We start from the raw sequence: 17,856 nt of genomic DNA on the forward strand, positions 1-17,856 counted from the left end.
CCGCCGTGCGAGCAGCGACTCCGACCGGTTGTGTGCAGACACACAACGCGCTCGGTGACACTCGCACGGCGGTGGTGGAACAAAACTTGCTACTCGGTACCCGAATCCGATTCCTGCGCGCGCTGGGAGGTCGCGGCCGCAGCCGATCGAACCTGCGGCGCAACGAGAACGACCTGGCCGAGGATTCCGTTGACGAATCCCGGAGAGTCGTCCGTCGAGAGCTGCTTCGCGAGTTCGACGGCCTCGTCCACGGCGACAACCGGCGGAACGTCCGTCGCGTGGAAGAGCTCCCACACGGCGATACGCAGAATCGCACGGTCGACGGCGGGCAGACGCTCGAGCGTCCAGTCCTGCAGATGCGAGGAGATGACCTGATCGATCCGGTCCAGATTCTCCGCAACGCCGGACACCAACGTGACGGTGTAGGCCGCGACGGGTGCTACCGCGTCGTCCTTGACGGACAGATCGGAACGCTCCGACGCCAGTGCGACCGGATCGAGGTCACGTGCCTCGGCTTCGAAGAGGAAGTCGACGGCACGCTTGCGCGCCTTGTGGCGTGCACCGAGTTTCTTATGTGTGCCGGACACTCAGGAATTCACACGCCCGAGGTAGTTGCCGTCACGAGAATCGACCTTGAGCTTGTCACCGGTGTTGATGAAGAGCGGGACGTTGATCTCGGCACCGGTCTCGAGGGTCGCAGGCTTGGTGCCGCCGGTGGAGCGGTCGCCCTGCAGGCCCGGATCGGTGTGCTTGACGACGAGCTCGACGGTGACCGGAAGCTCGACGAAGAGGGGAACGTCTTCGTGGGTCGCGACCTGGACTGCCATGTTCTCGAGCAGGAAACGCGACTGGTCGCCGACGGTGGATTCGCTGATCGACACCTGGTCGTAGGTGTCGCCGTCCATGAAGATGTAGTCGCTGCCGTCGTGGTACAGGTACGTCATGTCACGACGGTCGACCGTGGCGGTCTCGACCTTCACACCGGCGTTGAACGTCTTGTCCACTACCTTGCCCGAGAGCACGTTCTTGAGCTTGGTGCGCACGAAGGCAGGGCCCTTGCCGGGCTTGACGTGCTGGAACTCGATGATCGTCCACAGCTGGCCTTCGATCTGCAGAACCAGACCATTCTTGAAATCACTGGTGGAAGCCACTTGCTTCGCGTCTCCTAGGGGTCGGGAAACCGTCTCAGACGACGGTAAGGTCTTTTGCGGTCAGTGTGAGCAGCTCTGGCCCCTGCTCACGAACAACGAGCGTGTCCTCGATCCGTACACCTCCGCGCCCGGAGAAGTACACGCCCGGCTCGACGGTCACCGCCGCGCCGGAAAGAAGTGTACCGGTGCCGAGCTTGCCGATCCCCGGTGCTTCGTGGATTTCGAGCCCCACACCGTGGCCGAGGCCGTGCAGGAACAACTCGCCGTAGCCTGCATCGTCGATCACCGCACGGGCGACGGCGTCGACTGCCGCACATTCGACACCCGGCGCGAGCGCGTCGCAACCGGCAGCTTGCGAACGCGCGACGAGCTCGTAAATCTCCCGTTGCCAATCGGAAACGGACTCGAGCACGTAGGTCCGTGTCATGTCCGAGTGGTACCCACCGACCTGGGCGCCGAAGTCGAGTTTCACGAAGTCACCCGACGCCAGGATCGCGTCGGTCGGTCGGTGATGCGGAATCGCCGAGTTGGCGCCGGCCGCCACGATCGTCTCGAAGGAAATACCGTCCGCCCCGTTGTCGAGCATCAGATTTTCCAGCTCGCGGCCGACCTCTCGTTCCGTTCGGCCAGGTCGCAGACCGCCGCGAGCGATCAACTGCGCCAACGCGACATCGGCTGCGGTGCACGCGGCTCGCAACAACTCCACCTCGTACTCGTCCTTGACCATGCGCAATTGTTCGACGAGTCCACTCACCGGTTCGAACCGGATCTTCGGCGCTGCTTCGGTCCAAGCCCGATGTTCGGCGAACGTCGCCACATGTGACTCGAACGCGAGAACGGGCGCCGTGGACTTCTCGATCAAGTGCGCAGCACTCGAACGGGCGATTTCGGCCCGAAGGTCCGGCACCTGCTCTGACACCTGCGTCACGTAGCGGCCGTCGGTGCAGATCACCGTCTCACGCTCGTCGGACGCTGAATCGGATGCACTGACGACGAGCGCCGCATTGGAACCGGTGAAACCGGTGAGGTATCTGATGTTGAGGAGATCTGTGACGAGAATCGCGTCGAGTTCGCGCTCCGAGAGGAGGCGTCTGAGGGATTCACGGCGTGTTCTGAAGTCGACCGGCATCCCTCGAACCTACCGCCCGCGCAGACCTGCCGATCAACTCGAAACTCGCGGTTACAGCAATAAGTGTGGGTTAGGCCACAAGGTGTAATGGGTTCTAGTTAGGCTGTACCCATGAATGCGTGGTTGGTACGTGGCCTCGGCATGGCCCTGATACATGTTGTGTTTCGTGCGTTGCTCGGTGCAGCGATCGCACAGTGGCCACTTCAGGGGTCCACCCTGCGCTGGCTGTCCCTGTTGATCGTCATCGTCTTCGCCGCGATCTGGGGTGGTATCGACGGCATTCGTGACCGCCGGAACTTCCCCGAACCCGAGGACGGCGCCGATCTGACCATGCTGTGGCTCAAGGCCGCATTGGTCGGCGGGTTCGTCGCCGGCGCTGCCAGCTGGGCACTCAGCCTCGTCCCCTCCCTCGAACTCACCCAGCAGGGCTTGTTCTTCGAGGTGACCTCCGGTGCGGCGTTCACGATCCTTCTCATCTTCGTCCCCGCCATGATCGCCATCACCGTCGGACGCTTCTTCGTCAGCCGTGAACAGCGCAAGAACGGAACAGCTCCGCAGACCCCGTCCCACGAGCGTCACCACGAACCGGTGCCCGTCAGCGAGGGCTACGACTCCCCCACCGAGCAGCACGCATACAGCGGAGCCGCGATGTCCGTCGAGGAATCCGACGCCGATACCGCGGTCTTCCCGGCGATCGATCTGGGCAAGCGCGAGCAGTAACGCCCACCGTCCACACAACCGAATGCGGCCCCGAGGATATTTTCCTCGGGGCCGCATTCGTGTGGCTGTTTTTTCGACTTCCCTCGTTCAGCCTCGCTCGGCGAGGAACCTGATCGCCAGCGGATACGCGGCGACGCCGAGTCCGACGATCACTCCGGTCGCAATCGGACTCAGGTAGGAGTGGTGCCGAAACTCTTCTCGCGCATGAACGTTCGAGATGTGTACCTCGACGAGACCTGCGGTCAGTTCAGCGCATGCATCTCGCAGGACCACCGACGTGTGCGTCAAGCCACCGGCATTGAGGATCACCGGTTCCCCCGCGTCCGCCGCGTCGTGGATCCAACCGAGCAGATCGCCTTCGTGATCGCTCTGACGGACGATCACCTCGACGCCGAGCTCCTTGCCTGCCGCGACGCACAATTCGATCAGATCGTCGTGTGTGGTCGCGCCGTAGACCTCGGGCTGACGCTTACCCAGACGCCCCAGATTGGGTCCGTTGACGACGTTGATCCTCACAACAGGACCGTTCCGCCGGCCGGCCGCGCATCGCGGGCAATCGCGGAGTACGCCGCAACCAGCAGACTCGGATCCGGCCCCTCGAGGCGACCCGGCTTGGCCAGTCCGTCGAGGACCACGAAACGCAGCAGCCCGGCACGGTTCTTCTTGTCGGTCTGCATTCCCTTCATCAGATCGCCGAACGCATCACCGTCGTACGACGTCGGCAGCCCGACGAGATCGAGGATCGACTTGTGACGATCCGCGGTGGCGTCGTCGAGTCGGCCCGCGAGCCGTCCGAGTTCGGCAGCGAAGACCAGGCCGACGGAGACAGCGGCACCGTGGCGCCACTTGTAGCGCTCACGACGTTCGATCGCGTGGCCGAGGGTGTGGCCGTAGTTGAGGATTTCGCGCAGATCCGACTCGCGCAGATCCGCGGCCACGACCTTGGCCTTGACCTCTACGGAGCGCCGAATCAACTCGGGCAGAACAGTTCCCGACGGATCGAGAGCTGCCTTGGGATCGGCTTCGATGAGATCCAGGATCACCGGGTCGGCGATGAATCCGGTCTTGATGACCTCGGCCATGCCGGCAACGATCTCGTTGTGCGGCACAGTCTCGAGCGTCGCGAGATCGATGAACACCGCTCCCGGTTCGTGGAACGAACCGACGAGGTTCTTGCCCGCTTCGGTGTTGATACCGGTCTTGCCGCCCACTGCTGCGTCGACCATCGCGAGCAAGGTGGTGGGGACGTGAACTACCTTGACACCGCGCATCCACGTAGCCGCGACGAAGCCGGTGAGGTCGGTCGCCGCTCCCCCGCCCAAACTCATGATCGCGTCGCTGCGAGTCAGGCCGATCCGGCCGAGCACGTCCCAGCAGAAGCCCGCGACAGCAAGATCCTTGCCGTCCTCGGCATCGGGGATCTCGATACGGTGGGCGTCGATTCCCTTCTCCGCCAACGCAGCCCGTACGGCCTCCGCGGTCTCTGCCAGCGGCGGCTGATGGAAGATCGCGACAGTGCGCGCGCCGTCGAACTCGGCAACGAGATCACCGAGCAGGCCGCGGCCGATCACGACCGGGTAAGGACTTGCGGTCTTCACCTCTACACGTACGGGTTCGGTCACTGCTCCACTACTCCGCTCCGGTTGTTCATTTGTCTTGAAGTTTCGACACCAGTTGCCCGACGACACGCGCCGGACTTCGGCCGTCGGTCCGAATCCGAATCGTGGCCGAACGCCGGTACAGCGGACGACGACGCCTCATCAACTCCTGGTACTTGACCTTGGGATCTCCGCCGGCCAGCAGCGGGCGATGATTGTTCGCCCCAGTGCGGCGAAGCCCTTCGGCGACACTGATCTCGAGGTAGATGACCGTGTGCCCCTGGAGCAGTTCGCGCGTGCGATCGGAGAGGATCGCACCACCGCCGAGCGAGACGATTCCGTCGGTGGCCTGCAACGCTTCGCGAACCACCGATTCCTCGATCTCACGAAACCGAGGCTCTCCGTCATGGGTGAAGATCTCCGGGATCGTCCTACCCGTGGTCCGTTCGATCTCGGCGTCGGTATCGACCAATTCGAGTTCGAGTGCCTGCGCGAGACGTCGACCGATGGTCGATTTGCCGGCACCGGGCGGACCGATGAGTACAGCCTTCGGCTTCATCGATACGTGAGTCCTATCGAGGCGGTCGGGCTGCGATGCCCTCGGCGTAACGACGGTAGTTGGCAGTGGTTTCAGCAATGGAATCACCACCGAACTTTTCGAGTGCGGCCTGAGCCACGACGAGCGCAACCATCGACTCGGCGACGACGCCGGCAGCCGGAACCGCGCACACGTCGCTGCGCTGGTGGATGGCAACCGCTTCCTCGCCGCTCTCCATGTCGACCGTCGCCAGAGCGCGCGGAACCGTCGAGATCGGCTTCATCGCGGCGCGAACTCGAAGAGCCTCACCATTGGTCATGCCACCTTCGATTCCGCCTGCGCGGTTCGTGGAGCGCACGATGCCGTCCGGGCCCGGGCGGATTTCGTCGTGAGCTTCGCTGCCACGACGTCGCGCGGTCTCGAAGCCGTCACCGACCTCGACACCCTTGATGGCCTGAATTCCCATGAGAGCAGCAGCAAGTCGTGAATCGAGACGCTCGGCGCCGCTGACGAAGGTGCCGAGTCCGACCGGCAGGCCGTGGATGACGACCTCCACGACGCCACCGAGGGTGTCGCCGTCCTTCTTCGCCGATTCGATTTCGGCGATCATCGACTCTTCTGCAGCCTTGTCGAATGCGCGGACCGGGCTCGCATCGATCGCGTCGAGATCCTTGCCCGCCGGCACGGGGCCGACGTACGGCTCGGAAGCACCGATGGAAATAACGTGTGAAACGACCTCGGCACCGAATACCTGACGCAGGAAGGACCGTGCGACGGTTCCAGCGGCCACGCGGGCTGCGGTCTCGCGAGCGCTGGCGCGCTCGAGGACGGGACGCGCGTCGTTGAAGCCGTACTTGAGCATGCCGCTGTAATCGGCGTGTCCGGGACGCGGGCGCGTCAACGGGGCATTGCGAGCCTGATCGGCGAGCAGGTCCGGGTCGACCGGGTCGGCGGACATGATGGTTTCCCACTTGGGCCACTCGGTGTTGCCGATCTCGATGGCCACGGGGCCACCGAGCGTAAATCCGTGGCGGACACCGCCGATGATGGTGACCTTGTCGGCCTCGAACTTCATCCGTGCGCCACGGCCGTAACCGAGTCGACGACGGGCAAGTTCGGACGAGATGGCCTCAGAGGTCACTTCGACCCCCGCGACCATGCCCTCGAGCATCGCGACGAGGGCGGGACCATGGGATTCTCCGGCAGTTATCCAACGCAGCACGCCGACCATCTTTCCACGTCGCAGACCTCAGTTGTCACAGTGGTCCTCCCGGTGAACACAGATGGCCCACACGCACGAGGCGTGTGGGCCATCTCAGAGGTACCTGTGGGTCTAGAACAGGCGGAATCCTCCACCGTTTGCGTTGATGTCAGCCAAACCGATGTTGATGTCCGCCGAGTTGTCGGGAGCGTGGAACGGCGGCGGAAGCGGCTCGAAGCAGTACGGCGGGAAGCCATTGCTGATCAAGCCCACCAGGCGGTCACCGACGACGAGCGGTCCACCGGAATCACCGGGAATCGAGCACGTGTGCTCGACGATCTCACCGTAGACGGAGTCGTAACCCCAGGTGATACCGCACGTGTTGCCGGTCGAACGGCCTTCCTTGCACACGATCGTGCCCGGTGCCGGCGGGGCGCCGATTCCGTTGATCGTCGTGCCGCCGACGGTACGCAGCGGAGCTACCTTGGCGTCGTCGAGATCGATCACGGCGATGTCCGAGACCGGACTCGAGTAAGAGAACCGACCGATGGGTCCGGCCTCGGGCAGGTACTCGGCGAACACCCGGTCCCCGACAACTCCGCAGTGTCCGGCGGTGAGTGCCACGAGAGAACCCGCGTTGTCGTAGCCGACCGCGGTCAACGTGCATGCTGCAACTCGGTCAGGATCGGAGTGATCCACGTCCGGCAGCAGGATTCCTGAGCCCCCGCCCAGTGCCACCGATGAAGGTGCAGGCGCGGCGCCGGCGACGCCCGCTCCTGCAGCCACAGCCGCCAAACAGGCTGCCGCAGCGACGAAAAGCCTTGTGCGCATAGGTTCCCCCGATAATCGAGTGCGAAACGAGATTCGTTTTGTCCCATTTCCGAAACCTCAGTGAACGTCAGGGTGTGGACATTCGGCAAGTCCGACTCGCCGCATACTGGGACCGCGCGCTGGCAATACCCGCATTTATGAAACCGACGGTTACGTCTTTCCTGCAGTTCACCGTCCGTCGTTGAACGGTCAATAACGCCAGACTTCTCGCGGATGTTGCACTCGTCACGTCAGCCAGGCAAACGCAATCGAACCGCAGGCTGCCAGGCACATCGAGGGTCCGTGCGCAATGGGCGAATTGTGGGCTACCAGCCCTCGTCTTCGCAGTTCCAGCGCGGTGCCGAGCGTTGCGGTGAGCACCGACGCAGACACCAACGACCACAGCCAGGCGTCCGCTCCCACCAATCCGGTCACGGCGCCCAGAGGAAGCGAGAGCTTCACATCGCCGACGCCCATGGAACCAGGCGACATCACGTGCGCCAGGAGGTGGATTCCGGCGAGCAGTACCGACCCCACCACCGCCACCCACACCGTTCCCGACACCGTCGCGTAGACCATCACGACGGCGTAGCCCGGCAGCGTGAAACTGTTGGGCAGCCGACGCACAGCCAGGTCGACAGTCGAGATCGCGACGCACCACCACACCACGGCGAGACCGGAAAATAGCTGCACCACCGAGGTATTCAGCGCACCGACGACAACCCAGCCTGTTGCGACGGCGCACTGCGGCACACAACAGAAAGTCACGACTGGTCGATAACCGTGTCGCCGCAACCAATTGTCGACGATCGCCCGAGCTCCGAAACCAGCGACTACCCCCGAGCCTGCCAAGACCATCAACGTCCACATGGTTTCGAGCTTGGCGTCTGCCGTTCGCCAGCGGCAGACTACGAATCGTCTTGTGGACTACCTCGACACTGTGAACAGACCTAAGCGATAGCGGCTGCCATCGCCTCTCGCGGAGCGGGCTTGCCCGTGAACTGCTCTACCTGCCCGAAGGCCTGATTGAGCAACATCTCGAGGCCACCGATCACCGTTCCATCGGCCGCCTCGACAACCGAAGCAAGTGGCGTCGGCCAGGGGTTGTAGATCGCGTCGAGGACAAATCGCGCCTTCCCCAATTGCTGGGCAAAGGGCGCTGCCGCTTCCGCGGGAACGGTACTGACCAAGACCGAGGATTCGGCGCAGATCCCGCCTAGCCGTGCGTCGTCGAAGGCGACCAGATCAATGTCCAACCCGACCGCGCCGCCGCATTCGATGGCACCGGATGCGCGCCCCGGATCACGCGCGACCACGGTGACTGTCCGAACTCCCATGTCGGCCAACGCGACCAATGCCGGCCGCGCGGTGCCGCCCGCGCCGACAACTACCGCCGAAGTGCCGCTGAGATCGCCGACACCGCCGGCGATCAACGCACCGCTGACTCCGTCGACGTCCGTGCAGTCGGCACGCCAACCGCCGTCGATGCGAACCAGGGTGTTGGCCGAGCCGATGGTCACCGCTCGCGGTGTGCGTTCGGTGGCATATTCGAGTGCTGCGATCTTGCCCGGCATCGTCACCGAGAGGCCGATCCATTCGGGGCCGAGTGAGTCGACGAGGGCAGGCAACTGCTCGCCGGTGCATTCGATCCGCTCGTAGGTCCAATCGCTCAGCCCCAAAGCCGCGTACGCCGCAAGATGCAGCAACGGGGACTTCGAGTGAGCGATCGGGCTTCCGAGAACTGCCGCCTTACGTGGCGTCGCGAGCGAAGTCGCGGTACTACCGTCCACTGTCGAGAATCCCACTTTGCTGTGCCAGTTCGATGTTGGCCAAATGCTCCTCGTAGCTCTTGGTGAAGAGCGTCTGGCCTTCCTTGTTGATTGTGACGAAGTACAACCAGTCACCGGCCGCCGGCGATTCCACGGCCTTCAGCGCGTCGATGCTCGGCGAAGCGATGGGCGTTGCAGGCAGACCCGGCATTGCGTACGTGTTCCACGGCGTGACGCGCTCACGGTCGGCATCCGTGGTTGCGACCTCGGTGGTGTCGAGTGAGTAGTTGACCGTGGAGTCGAACTGCAGAGGCTGATCGACTGCGAGTCGGTTGACGATCACCCGCGCGACCTTGGCCATGTCTGCGGGCAACGCCTCACGCTCGACCAGCGACGCTGCCACCAACAACTGGTACGGAGACATTCCGACCCCGCTGCCGGCTGTCAGAATTCCCGTGGCCTCGTACTTGGCGGCGCTACCCTCGACCAACGACCGCAGGATCTCGGTGGGCGTCGCGGTGGGATCGAAATCCCAACTGCTGGCGGCGATCAGGCCTTCGAGCTGACGGTCCTTGTCCGGCACGCTCTTGACCGACGACATCGCCCATTCGGGCACGCCGAGCGAAGCCAGATCGGAAGATGCTCCCGCAGTGTTCAATTCGTCTGTCGAGACACATTTCTGAGCGGAAACCGGGCCGACACAACTCGCCTCGGAAATGAGGTTGTAGATGCCCTTCTTGAGCGAGCCGGTCTGCGCGTCCGAACTGTCGTGCAGCTGACGCCCTTCGGCGATGACAACACTGCCGACTCGGGAGTCCGGGGCAACCAAGGTGTCGAGTGCGCTCGCGGCGCTACTCTGCACCGGCACCTGGTAGAAGCCGGGTTGCACCTTCTGGATCTCAGACGGATTGGCGATCGCCGCGTTGTAGAAAGCAGCGGAACTCGCGACGACGTTCTTCGCCTCGAGCGTCGCACCGATCTCCGATGCAGTTTCTCCACTGTTGATCTGGATGACCACGGGTGCGCCGCCGGGGCCGGCAAAATCCTCCGCGGTCTTGTTGCGATCCATGTACCAGAGAGCGCCGTATGCACCGACACCGAGGACTGCGATCACCAACACCAGCAGGGCGAGAACGCCGACCTTCTTGCCACGCTTGGCGCGCTTGTTGCGCGCTTCGCGTTGCTTGCGTGCCTCGGCTCGCGACATGTGCGGCGGATCGATGTTCTGCGGCAGTGCACGCATGACCATGGTCTCGTCGTTGTCGAAGTCGAACGAACTGGTGGGCCGGCTTCCGCCGCCCTCATCCCACCGCGCGTTCACAGATCGCCCTCCAGTGCAGCGTCCTTCGACGACTCCCCTGGTTTCACAGCTCTACTCCGCTCGTCCAGCCAGCCTTGCAGGATTTCCACCGCCGCAGCCTGATCGATCATCGGTCGCTGACCGCGTGCCTTGACTCCACTTTCGCGGAGATTGCGCGCAGCCGTGACGGTCGTCAGTCGTTCGTCGGACAGTCTCACCGGGATCGGTTCGACGGCCCGCTGCAGTCGTTTGGCGAATGCAGTCGCGATACCGGCGGCTTTACCTTGCTCACCGCGCAGCGTCTGTGGCAGTCCGACGATAACCTCAACCGCCTCGTATTCGGACACGATGGCGATAATGCGCCGGATATCCGGCGCGTCGGGCCCACGCTCCTTCGAGCGTGGAACCGTTTCCACCGGTGTCGCGAGGATGCCGTCGGGGTCGCTGGACGCGACGCCGATGCGAACACTGCCCACGTCGATGGCGATGCGCCGCCCGCGACCAGGGTCGTCGATGCCGGGGCGATCGGGACCCTGTTGCGTAGCCACCACCGTCAGCTGCCGCCCGCCAGCTCTCCGACTCTGTCCCGGATCGCATCGAGCGCCGCCGGGATTCCTGCGGAGTCCGAACCCGAACCCTGGGCCATGTCGGGCTTTCCGCCGCCGCGGCCACCGATCTTGGGACCGAACGACGCGACCAGCTCGCCGGCCTTCACACCGAGACCTTGAGCTGCCTTGCTCGAGGCGACCACGAACGGAACCTTGCCGTCGACGTCACCGAGCAGAGCTACGACGGCAGGTTCGGAGCCGAGGCGACCCTTGATGTCCGTGACGAGGCTGCGCAGGTCGTTTCCGCCGACTCCGGCGGGAGCAGGCTCGGCGATGACGAGGACACTGCCGATGCGCTTGGCCTTGGCGACGTACTCGCCTGCCGACGCCAGCACAGCCTTGGCCTTTGTCTGCTCGAGTTCCTTCTCGGCCACCTTGAGTCGCTCGACGAGCGCCTCGACGCGGGCGGGCACCTCTTCCGAAGGAACCTTCAGCGAGGAGGAGAGTCCGGCCAGGAGCGCGCGTTCCTTGGCGAGGTAGCGGTAGGAGTCCAAACCGACGTACGCCTCGACGCGTCGGATTCCGGAGCCGACCGACTGCTCACCGAGCAGCGTGACCTGACCGATCTGTGCGGAGCTTCCGACGTGAGTGCCACCGCACAGTTCCATCGAGAACGGGCCGCCGATTTCGACGACGCGAACCTCGTCGCCGTAGTTCTCACCGAAGAGTGCCATCGCACCCATCGCCTTGGCCTTGTCGAGATCCGTGACAAATGTGTTGACCGCGTAGTTCGACGCCACGGCTTCGTTGGTGAGTGCCTCGATGTCCTGCTTCTGGGAGTCGGACAGCGCGCCCTGCCACGAGAAGTCGAAGCGGAGGTAACCCGGCTTGTTGAGCGAGCCTGCCTGCACCGCGTTGGGGCCGAGCACCTGACGCAGCGCAGCGTGCACCATGTGGGTGCCGGAGTGCCCCTGGGTTGCGCCCTTGCGCCACTCGGCGTCGACGTGCGCGAGTACGACGTCGCCCTCGGTGATCTCGCCCTTCTGCACCGTCACCTTGTGCGTCCAGACCTTCTTGGCGATCTTCTGTACGTCGTTGACCTTGGCTTCGAGGCCCGGAGCGGTGAGCGAACCGATGTCGGCGATCTGTCCACCGGACTCTGCGTAGAGCGGGCTTCGGTCGAGGATGACCTCGACGTCCTGACCGGCCCTCGCTACCGGGACACGGACGCCGTCGACGATCAGTGCGAGGACGTGAGCCTCGGAGACGAGCTCGTCGAAACCGGTGAACTCGGTGGCGCCTCGGTCGAGCAGTTCCTTGTAGACCGTGAGGTCGGCGTGGGCGTGCTTACGAGCCTGAGCGTCGTCCTTGGCGCGCTTGCGCTGCTCGGCCATGAGCGTGCGGAAGCCGTCCTCGTCCACGGTGAGACCGGCCTCGGACGCCATCTCGAGCGTGAGGTCGATCGGGAAGCCGTAGGTGTCGTGCAGTGCAAACGCCTGATCGCCGGCGATGACCGACTTTCCGGACGACTTGACCGTCTCGGCAGCATTCTCGAACAGAGCAGAACCCGAAGCCAGCGTCTTGAGGAACGCGGTCTCCTCGCCGACGGCAACGTTCTCGATGCGCGTGAAGTCGGTTTCCAGAACCGGGTACGACGGCGCCATCGTGTCGCGGACGACGATCATGAACTCGCGCATGGTGGGCTGCTCGCTGCCGAGCAGTTTGGCCGAACGCACGATGCGACGCAGCAACCGGCGCAGGACGTAGCCGCGGCCGTAGTTGCCGGGGTTCACACCGTCGGCGATCAACATCGCTGCGGTGCGTGCGTGGTCGGCGATGACGCGGAAACGGACGTCTGAAGTGTGGTCGGTCCCGTAGACACTGCCGGTCAGTTCGGCGGCCTTGTCGATGACGGGGCGGAGAAGATCTGTCTCGTAGACGTTTTCGACGCCCTGCAGGAGGAACGCAACGCGCTCGACGCCCATGCCGGTGTCGATGTTCTTCTTCGGCAACGGTCCGAGGATCGGGTAGTCGCCCTTGTTGGTGCCCTCGCCGCGCTCGTTCTGCATGAACACGAGGTTCCAGATCTCGATGTAGCGATCCTCGTCGGCTTCGGGGCCACCCTCGACGCCGTATTCGGCGCCGCGGTCGTAGAAGATCTCCGAGCAGGGGCCGCACGGCCCGGGAATGCCCATGGACCAGTAGTTGTCCTTCATGCCGCGGCGCTGGATGCGCTCTTCGGGCACTCCTACCTCGTCGCGCCAGATCGAGAATGCTTCGTCGTCGTCGAGGTAGACGGTGGCCCACAGGCGCGTGGGATCGATGCCGTATCCGCCGTCCTCGACCGAACCTGTCAGCAACTGCCAGGCGTGGGAGATGGCTTCCTTCTTGAAGTAGTCACCGAAGGAGAAGTTGCCCGCCATCTGGAAGAAGGTGTTGTGGCGGGTGGTGATGCCGACCTCTTCGATGTCCAGGGTGCGGACGCACTTCTGCACGGACGTCGCCCGTGAGTAGGACGGCGTCTGCTGCCCGAGGAAGAACGGCACGAACGGAACCATGCCCGCGTTGACGAACAGAAGGTTCGGGTCGTCGAGAATCAGCGAGGCGCTGGGCACCTCGGTGTGGCCGGCCTTGACGAAGTGGTCGAGGAATCGCCTGCGGATCTCGTGGGTTTGCACTAACCGGTCCTTACCTTCAAGAGCGTCGAGCTATGGGTGTCCAGACTAACGCGTCGGCCGGTGGAACCTGGCAGGCGTCAGCCACGAACTATTCGGCGAAGTTTGCTCACCCGATCGGCGATCTCCCGCTCGTTGCCGTGCGCGGTGGGCTGGTAATAGTCGACACCCACCAGATCGTCCGGTGGATACTGTTGCCGCAGAACACCATCACGTGTGTCGTGCGGGTACTTGTATCCGACTGCGTTGCCCAATTGCTCGGCGCCCTTGTAGTGCCCGTCACGCAGGTGCGGCGGTACCAGTCCGGATTTTCCGGCGGCCACGTCGGCCATGGCCGCGCCGAGTGCGGCGATGACCGCACCCGATTTGGGAGCCGTCGCCAGATGAATGGTGGCCTGTGCCAGCGCCAGACGAGCCTCCGGCATACCGATCAGCTGCACTGCCTGCGCCGCGGCGGTGGCAGTCTGCAGCGCCATCGGATCAGCCATGCCGATGTCTTCGCTGGCGTGAACCACCAGACGCCGTGCGATGAAGCGAGGGTCTTCGCCCGCGGTCAGCATCCGTGCGAGGTAGTGCAGGGCGGCGTCGACGTCTGATCCACGAATGCTCTTGATGAATGCACTGATGACGTCGTAGTGCTGATCTCCGGCACGGTCGTACCGAACCGCGGCCTTGTCGACACTTGCCTCGACGGTCGCGAGGTCGAGCACCACCGGGCCCGAAGCGTCACCTGCGGTGTCCAGTGCAGCCCCGGCGGCAGCCTCGAGTGCCGTCAGGGCTCGGCGGGCGTCGCCGGCCGCCAGACGAACGAGGTGTTCCATCGCGTCGTCGTCGATCGTGATCGCTCCGCCGAACCCGCGTTCGTCGGCGACAGCGCGCTCGAGCAGTTCCTGGACATCCGCAGCGGTGAGCGATTGCAGTTGCAGGACCAACGAGCGCGACAACAGAGCGGAGACGACCGAGAACGACGGGTTCTCGGTGGTCGCGCCGACCAAGAGCACGATGCGGTTCTCGACCGCGGCGAGCAAGGCGTCCTGCTGGGTCTTGGAGAAGCGATGAACTTCGTCGATGAACAAGACGGTTTGTTCGCCGTTCAGCAGGCGGCGGCGCGCGAGTTCGATGACACCGCGGACTTCTTTGACTCCGGCGGACAGAGCCGACAGAGCCTCGAACCGGCGGCCGGTAGCACCCGAGATCAACGATGCGAGCGTGGTCTTGCCGGTGCCGGGAGGTCCGTACAGAAGTACCGATGCGGCGCCGGACCCCTCGACCATTCTGCGGAGTGGCGCGCCGGGCCCGAGTAAGTGCTGTTGACCGACAACTTCACCAAGAGTGAGCGGACGCATGCGGACAGCCAGAGGAGCTCCGGGCGGCACCGAGGACAGGGCGCGCTCGGCTACAGACACGACATCTGGTTCGTCGACGATCGCGGATTCCTCCGGAGTTGCCTCGAACAGGCCGTCTTCCGCCACCACGCCGTCTTTCGCCCCCACACTGTCTTCCGCTTGCCAATCGCTCACGAATCGACGCTACTAGAGACCACCGACGCCCGACACAATCCGCTGTTCCGCCAGCCCTCACCCAGTCGTGAATCCGCATTGGATAGCGTTGTCGCCATGAGCACCTCCGAGATCGCCACCGTCCTCGCGTGGCACGATGCACTCAACTCCCAAGACGTCGACACTCTGCTGCAGTTGTCGAGTGACGACATCGAGGTAGGCGGCCCCAAGGGCGCGAGCCAGGGACTCGCTGCCCTGCGCGAGTGGGCCACCAACGCCGGCATCACGCTCGTCCCCGGAAAGATGTACGTCCACCACGGCGTGGTCGTCGTCGAACAGACCGCAACGTGGGCGGCCGAACCGGACAAGTCCGCGACCCTGGCCTCTGCTTTCCGAGTCGTGGCCGACCAGGTGACGTCGACGTTCCGGCATCCCGATCTGGCGACGGCGCTCGCGGCGACGGACCTGTCCGAGAACGATCTGGTCTCCGACAACTGAGCGGACTCGACCGAGAATGGGCGCTCGTGCTTCGTGCACGGGCGCCCTTCTGTGTGTGATCGGTCAGGGCCTCAGCTGAACTCGGTCCGCAGCGCCGCCACGACGTCGCGGGCGTGTGCCTCGACGGCGTCGTTGCCGGCGAGCTGAGCCGAGCGTGCGAGCCTGGCCCAGCGTCCGACCAGTGCGTCGGCGCGTGGAATCGAGAGATAATGTTCGCGGACGGCGGCGATACGCGAATGATCCTCGGGCAGGTACAGATAGGTACTGAGCCAGACCCAGATGAGTTGGGCCTCGACGATCCTGCGCCCCAATTCGGCCTCGTCGGCCAGGGCGGGCCACATCCCCACTACCTCGGCCCGCCAGGCATCGACCATCGCCGACGCCCGCTCTTCAGTCAGGTCGATGTTGCACAGGCAACCGGGGAAAGACACCAACGCGTAGGTGATGTCGAGGAGGGCATCGCGGTAGCCACCCCACTCGTAGTCGAGGAACTGCACGCCGTCGTCGTTGACGATGATGTTGTCGGGGCACAGGTCCGACGGACTGAAGGCACGGAACCGACCACCGCTGAACAGTGTCTGCGCGTGCTGAACCTGCTCGAGAATGTCCGAACTCACATCGATGCCGAGACTTTCCACCAGCATCGCGGGAACACCGGCCACGGCACGTCCCACCTGATCCGCCACTTCGTCGGAACAATGCGCAACCTCGGCACGACGCAGAAGCGCGGTGAAGTCGTCCTCCCGGCCGACGGTCGCGGCGTGCATGCGTCCCATTGCCTGAGCCATGGCCATCAACGTGTAAGTGACGGTGTCCGGGTCGGAGTCTTCGAGTCGGACGCTGATTGCGGTGGCGTCGCCGAGATCACTCAGGATCAGGAGGCGAGCATCGAGGTCGGACGCCAACAGTTCGGCGCCGGGGCGTGCGTCCTTGGCAAGCGCGTTGGCGAACTGATACGACACCGCTTCACGAAGGAATGCGGTCTCGACGTCGAAGTCACCTTCGGACGCGGCCGGGAGCGCAATCGCTGTTTTGGTAGCTCCCTGGAAGTTGTCGCGGACCTGCTTGATCACCAAAGTTCGGGGCAGGGAGAACGGGTTCTCGGCGACACGAACGCGCAGCACGACGGTGCGGCCACTCCCCCCGAGATCTACGGGATCCACCAGGGTTACGGGTGCCCCTGTGCGGCGTGTCAGCAACTGCTCAGCAGCTGCGACGACTTCGGAAACGGGGTCTGCCAGTAATGCGGTCATCACCGACCAACTTACCCGTTAGTGACTCCGATCATGCCCAGCTCGTCCGCTCGCAGCGGAGAATTCAAGGCCTCACAGCAACAGAAATTGCCGACTACCTGCGGTGATGACAAAAGTCCCCAATCGCCACACCGGCACACAGTTCTCTCGAGAATTTTGCTGTCGGTGAGCAGAACTCCGAACCGGCGACGTCATGGAGTTTTGTCCTCGTCGACAAATCGAGAAATGCCTTTCAACGCTGCTTCGAATTCCTCGTCGGCCCGGGTTCTGAGCCAGAGAACAAGCACGCAGGCAGTGACGATCCCAAGCAGGTTGACAGCCAGTTGCAGAGACGACAACCCGGCGATCCGCCATTCTCCGTTTGCTGCCGCAACCACCGCGAAACCGGCGGCAGGAACCGTGGTGACAGAGATGAACACCCCGACCAAGGCAGCGGACTTCGACGAGACGAGTGCCAGCATCCCAGCCGCACCGGCAAGAAGCGCGACGACAAACGAAATGGGCCCGACCTTGTATACGAAATCGACCTCGTGGAGTGACTCGAGACTGACGACGTCCATCCATCCGAAGAACTTCACCACGAATGTTGCGGCAAGCGTCACGCCCATCGCGATGGGGAATCCGACGGCAAGCGCGAGAATCGAACGTCGACGCAACCGTCGATCTCGCCGTACGAGTGCGACTGCCAAAGCAGCCAGCGGACCGAACTCCGGACCGACGACCATGGCGCCGACGATCGTGATCTGAGAGTCGGTGACGACGCCGATCGCGGCCAGCAGGCACGCAATGGTCAGGAACGCGACGAACAATCCGTTGAGAGTCGACTCTTCGCGAGTGCGGGACAGCAATTCCTCCCACACGACGGAATCCGCGGGATCACCAGGCACGTCACGCTCGGCTTTGCGCGCCGCCGCCGACAACACCGTCTCGACCGGTACGAGCGTCATTCCGCCGTCCTCGGCGACGCCGAGTTCGTTCAAGGCATCGACGACGTCGTTTGCCGCCTCACGTGCGACGTCGGCCTCCACCATGTCGCCGGCAGGATGAACCGCGACATCGCGCATCACGACGATGTGTGTCGCGCCCCGCTGCGACGCGAGCGCACCGAGAACTTGCTCGGTGCGCTCGGTCGGGCAGATCACCCGCAAATGCAGCATGGCGATCCGG

The 17,856-nt window shown here is 64.0% G+C and carries 18 protein-coding genes; 2 read left to right on the plus strand and 16 right to left on the minus strand.

The features are described 5' to 3' along the window. Window positions 1-89: 89 nt before the first annotated feature. From nusB to ABIE52_RS07650, 3 genes are read right to left on the minus strand one after another with little or no spacing between them, the layout of a single operon-like run. Window positions 90-587, minus strand: coding sequence for a transcription antitermination factor NusB (nusB, locus tag ABIE52_RS07640; RefSeq protein ID WP_007728014.1), 498 nt, complete (start codon window positions 585-587; stop codon window positions 90-92). Beyond that, window positions 588-1,151 carry an elongation factor P gene (gene efp / locus ABIE52_RS07645; protein WP_003944958.1) on the minus strand — a complete coding sequence of 188 codons (564 nt, stop codon included), beginning with the start codon at window positions 1,149-1,151 and terminating at the stop codon, window positions 588-590. It lies immediately after the preceding gene. Window positions 1,152-1,185: 34 nt separating this feature from the next. Next, a complete protein-coding gene (locus ABIE52_RS07650) occupies window positions 1,186-2,280 on the minus strand; it encodes a M24 family metallopeptidase (RefSeq protein ID WP_003944812.1) in 1,095 nt (364 codons plus the stop codon). Between the two features lie 111 nt (window positions 2,281-2,391). On the opposite strand from ABIE52_RS07650, the gene ABIE52_RS07655 reads away from it, so the two are divergent. Then, complete coding sequence (locus ABIE52_RS07655) at window positions 2,392-3,000, plus strand: B-4DMT family transporter (protein ID WP_019748369.1); 609 nt, start codon at window positions 2,392-2,394, stop codon at window positions 2,998-3,000. Window positions 3,001-3,087: 87 nt separating this feature from the next. Here the strand turns inward: ABIE52_RS07655 and aroQ are convergent, their stop codons facing one another. The 11 genes from aroQ to ABIE52_RS07710 all read right to left on the minus strand — a co-directional run bounded on the left by aroQ (window position 3,088) and on the right by ABIE52_RS07710 (window position 14,932). Next, the gene (aroQ, locus tag ABIE52_RS07660; RefSeq protein WP_003944916.1) at window positions 3,088-3,516 is read right to left on the minus strand and encodes a type II 3-dehydroquinate dehydratase; all 429 of its coding nucleotides are present in this window, start codon (window positions 3,514-3,516) and stop codon (window positions 3,088-3,090) included. Next, window positions 3,513-4,622 carry a 3-dehydroquinate synthase gene (gene aroB / locus ABIE52_RS07665; RefSeq protein WP_003944873.1) on the minus strand — a complete coding sequence of 370 codons (1,110 nt, stop codon included), beginning with the start codon at window positions 4,620-4,622 and terminating at the stop codon, window positions 3,513-3,515. The genes aroQ and aroB overlap by 4 nt, the downstream gene beginning before the upstream one ends. A 25-nt stretch (window positions 4,623-4,647) precedes the next feature. Continuing rightward, the gene (locus ABIE52_RS07670) at window positions 4,648-5,157 is read right to left on the minus strand and encodes a shikimate kinase (protein ID WP_030536425.1); all 510 of its coding nucleotides are present in this window, start codon (window positions 5,155-5,157) and stop codon (window positions 4,648-4,650) included. Between the two features lie 13 nt (window positions 5,158-5,170). Continuing rightward, the gene (gene aroC, locus ABIE52_RS07675; RefSeq protein ID WP_063316721.1) at window positions 5,171-6,358 is read right to left on the minus strand and encodes a chorismate synthase; all 1,188 of its coding nucleotides are present in this window, start codon (window positions 6,356-6,358) and stop codon (window positions 5,171-5,173) included. Window positions 6,359-6,469: 111 nt separating this feature from the next. Then, window positions 6,470-7,168 (minus strand): S1 family peptidase, encoded by a 699-nt coding sequence (locus ABIE52_RS07680; RefSeq protein ID WP_003944959.1) that lies wholly within the window; start codon window positions 7,166-7,168, stop codon window positions 6,470-6,472. Between the two features lie 225 nt (window positions 7,169-7,393). Further along, window positions 7,394-8,017 carry a prepilin peptidase gene (locus ABIE52_RS07685; protein ID WP_192712444.1) on the minus strand — a complete coding sequence of 208 codons (624 nt, stop codon included), beginning with the start codon at window positions 8,015-8,017 and terminating at the stop codon, window positions 7,394-7,396. An 80-nt stretch (window positions 8,018-8,097) separates the two neighbouring features. Then, a complete protein-coding gene (locus tag ABIE52_RS07690) occupies window positions 8,098-8,937 on the minus strand; it encodes a shikimate dehydrogenase (protein ID WP_003944839.1) in 840 nt (279 codons plus the stop codon). Further along, complete coding sequence (gene mltG / locus ABIE52_RS07695) at window positions 8,927-10,237, minus strand: endolytic transglycosylase MltG (RefSeq protein ID WP_042445689.1); 1,311 nt, start codon at window positions 10,235-10,237, stop codon at window positions 8,927-8,929. Before mltG ends, ABIE52_RS07690 begins: the two co-directional genes overlap by 11 nt. Beyond that, the gene (ruvX, locus tag ABIE52_RS07700) at window positions 10,234-10,767 is read right to left on the minus strand and encodes a Holliday junction resolvase RuvX (protein ID WP_003944838.1); all 534 of its coding nucleotides are present in this window, start codon (window positions 10,765-10,767) and stop codon (window positions 10,234-10,236) included. Before ruvX ends, mltG begins: the two co-directional genes overlap by 4 nt. A 2-nt stretch (window positions 10,768-10,769) precedes the next feature. Further along, the gene (alaS, locus tag ABIE52_RS07705; protein WP_064688265.1) at window positions 10,770-13,442 is read right to left on the minus strand and encodes an alanine--tRNA ligase; all 2,673 of its coding nucleotides are present in this window, start codon (window positions 13,440-13,442) and stop codon (window positions 10,770-10,772) included. A 77-nt stretch (window positions 13,443-13,519) separates the two neighbouring features. Beyond that, the gene (locus ABIE52_RS07710; RefSeq protein WP_003944982.1) at window positions 13,520-14,932 is read right to left on the minus strand and encodes a replication-associated recombination protein A; all 1,413 of its coding nucleotides are present in this window, start codon (window positions 14,930-14,932) and stop codon (window positions 13,520-13,522) included. 123 nt (window positions 14,933-15,055) lie between these two features. Between ABIE52_RS07710 and ABIE52_RS07715 the strand changes: the two genes are divergently transcribed. Then, window positions 15,056-15,436: a nuclear transport factor 2 family protein gene (locus tag ABIE52_RS07715; RefSeq protein WP_003944973.1), complete on the plus strand. Its 381-nt coding sequence runs from the start codon at window positions 15,056-15,058 to the stop codon at window positions 15,434-15,436. Window positions 15,437-15,507: 71 nt separating this feature from the next. Here the strand turns inward: ABIE52_RS07715 and ABIE52_RS07720 are convergent, their stop codons facing one another. Beyond that, the gene (locus tag ABIE52_RS07720) at window positions 15,508-16,689 is read right to left on the minus strand and encodes a protein kinase family protein (protein ID WP_042448767.1); all 1,182 of its coding nucleotides are present in this window, start codon (window positions 16,687-16,689) and stop codon (window positions 15,508-15,510) included. A gap of 191 nt (window positions 16,690-16,880) precedes the next feature. Then, the gene (locus ABIE52_RS07725) at window positions 16,881-17,846 is read right to left on the minus strand and encodes a DUF389 domain-containing protein (protein WP_007728045.1); all 966 of its coding nucleotides are present in this window, start codon (window positions 17,844-17,846) and stop codon (window positions 16,881-16,883) included. Window positions 17,847-17,856 lie beyond the last annotated feature (10 nt).

Source organism: Rhodococcus sp. OAS809 (assembly GCF_040546695.1).
GTDB lineage: Bacteria > Actinomycetota > Actinomycetes > Mycobacteriales > Mycobacteriaceae > Rhodococcus_F > Rhodococcus_F qingshengii.

Coding starts and splice junctions, on each gene's coding strand:
- ABIE52_RS07670 (WP_030536425.1), bottom strand. CDS start 5,157: ATGAAGCCGAAGGCTGTACTCATCGGTCCGCCCGGTGCCGGCAAATCG.
- ABIE52_RS07680 (WP_003944959.1), bottom strand. CDS start 7,168: ATGCGCACAAGGCTTTTCGTCGCTGCGGCAGCCTGTTTGGCGGCTGTG.
- ABIE52_RS07720 (WP_042448767.1), bottom strand. CDS start 16,689: ATGACCGCATTACTGGCAGACCCCGTTTCCGAAGTCGTCGCAGCTGCT.
- ABIE52_RS07715 (WP_003944973.1), top strand. CDS start 15,056: ATGAGCACCTCCGAGATCGCCACCGTCCTCGCGTGGCACGATGCACTC.
- ABIE52_RS07685 (WP_192712444.1), bottom strand. CDS start 8,017: ATGTGGACGTTGATGGTCTTGGCAGGCTCGGGGGTAGTCGCTGGTTTC.
- ABIE52_RS07725 (WP_007728045.1), bottom strand. CDS start 17,846: ATGCTGCATTTGCGGGTGATCTGCCCGACCGAGCGCACCGAGCAAGTT.
- ABIE52_RS07655 (WP_019748369.1), top strand. CDS start 2,392: ATGAATGCGTGGTTGGTACGTGGCCTCGGCATGGCCCTGATACATGTT.
- ABIE52_RS07650 (WP_003944812.1), bottom strand. CDS start 2,280: ATGCCGGTCGACTTCAGAACACGCCGTGAATCCCTCAGACGCCTCCTC.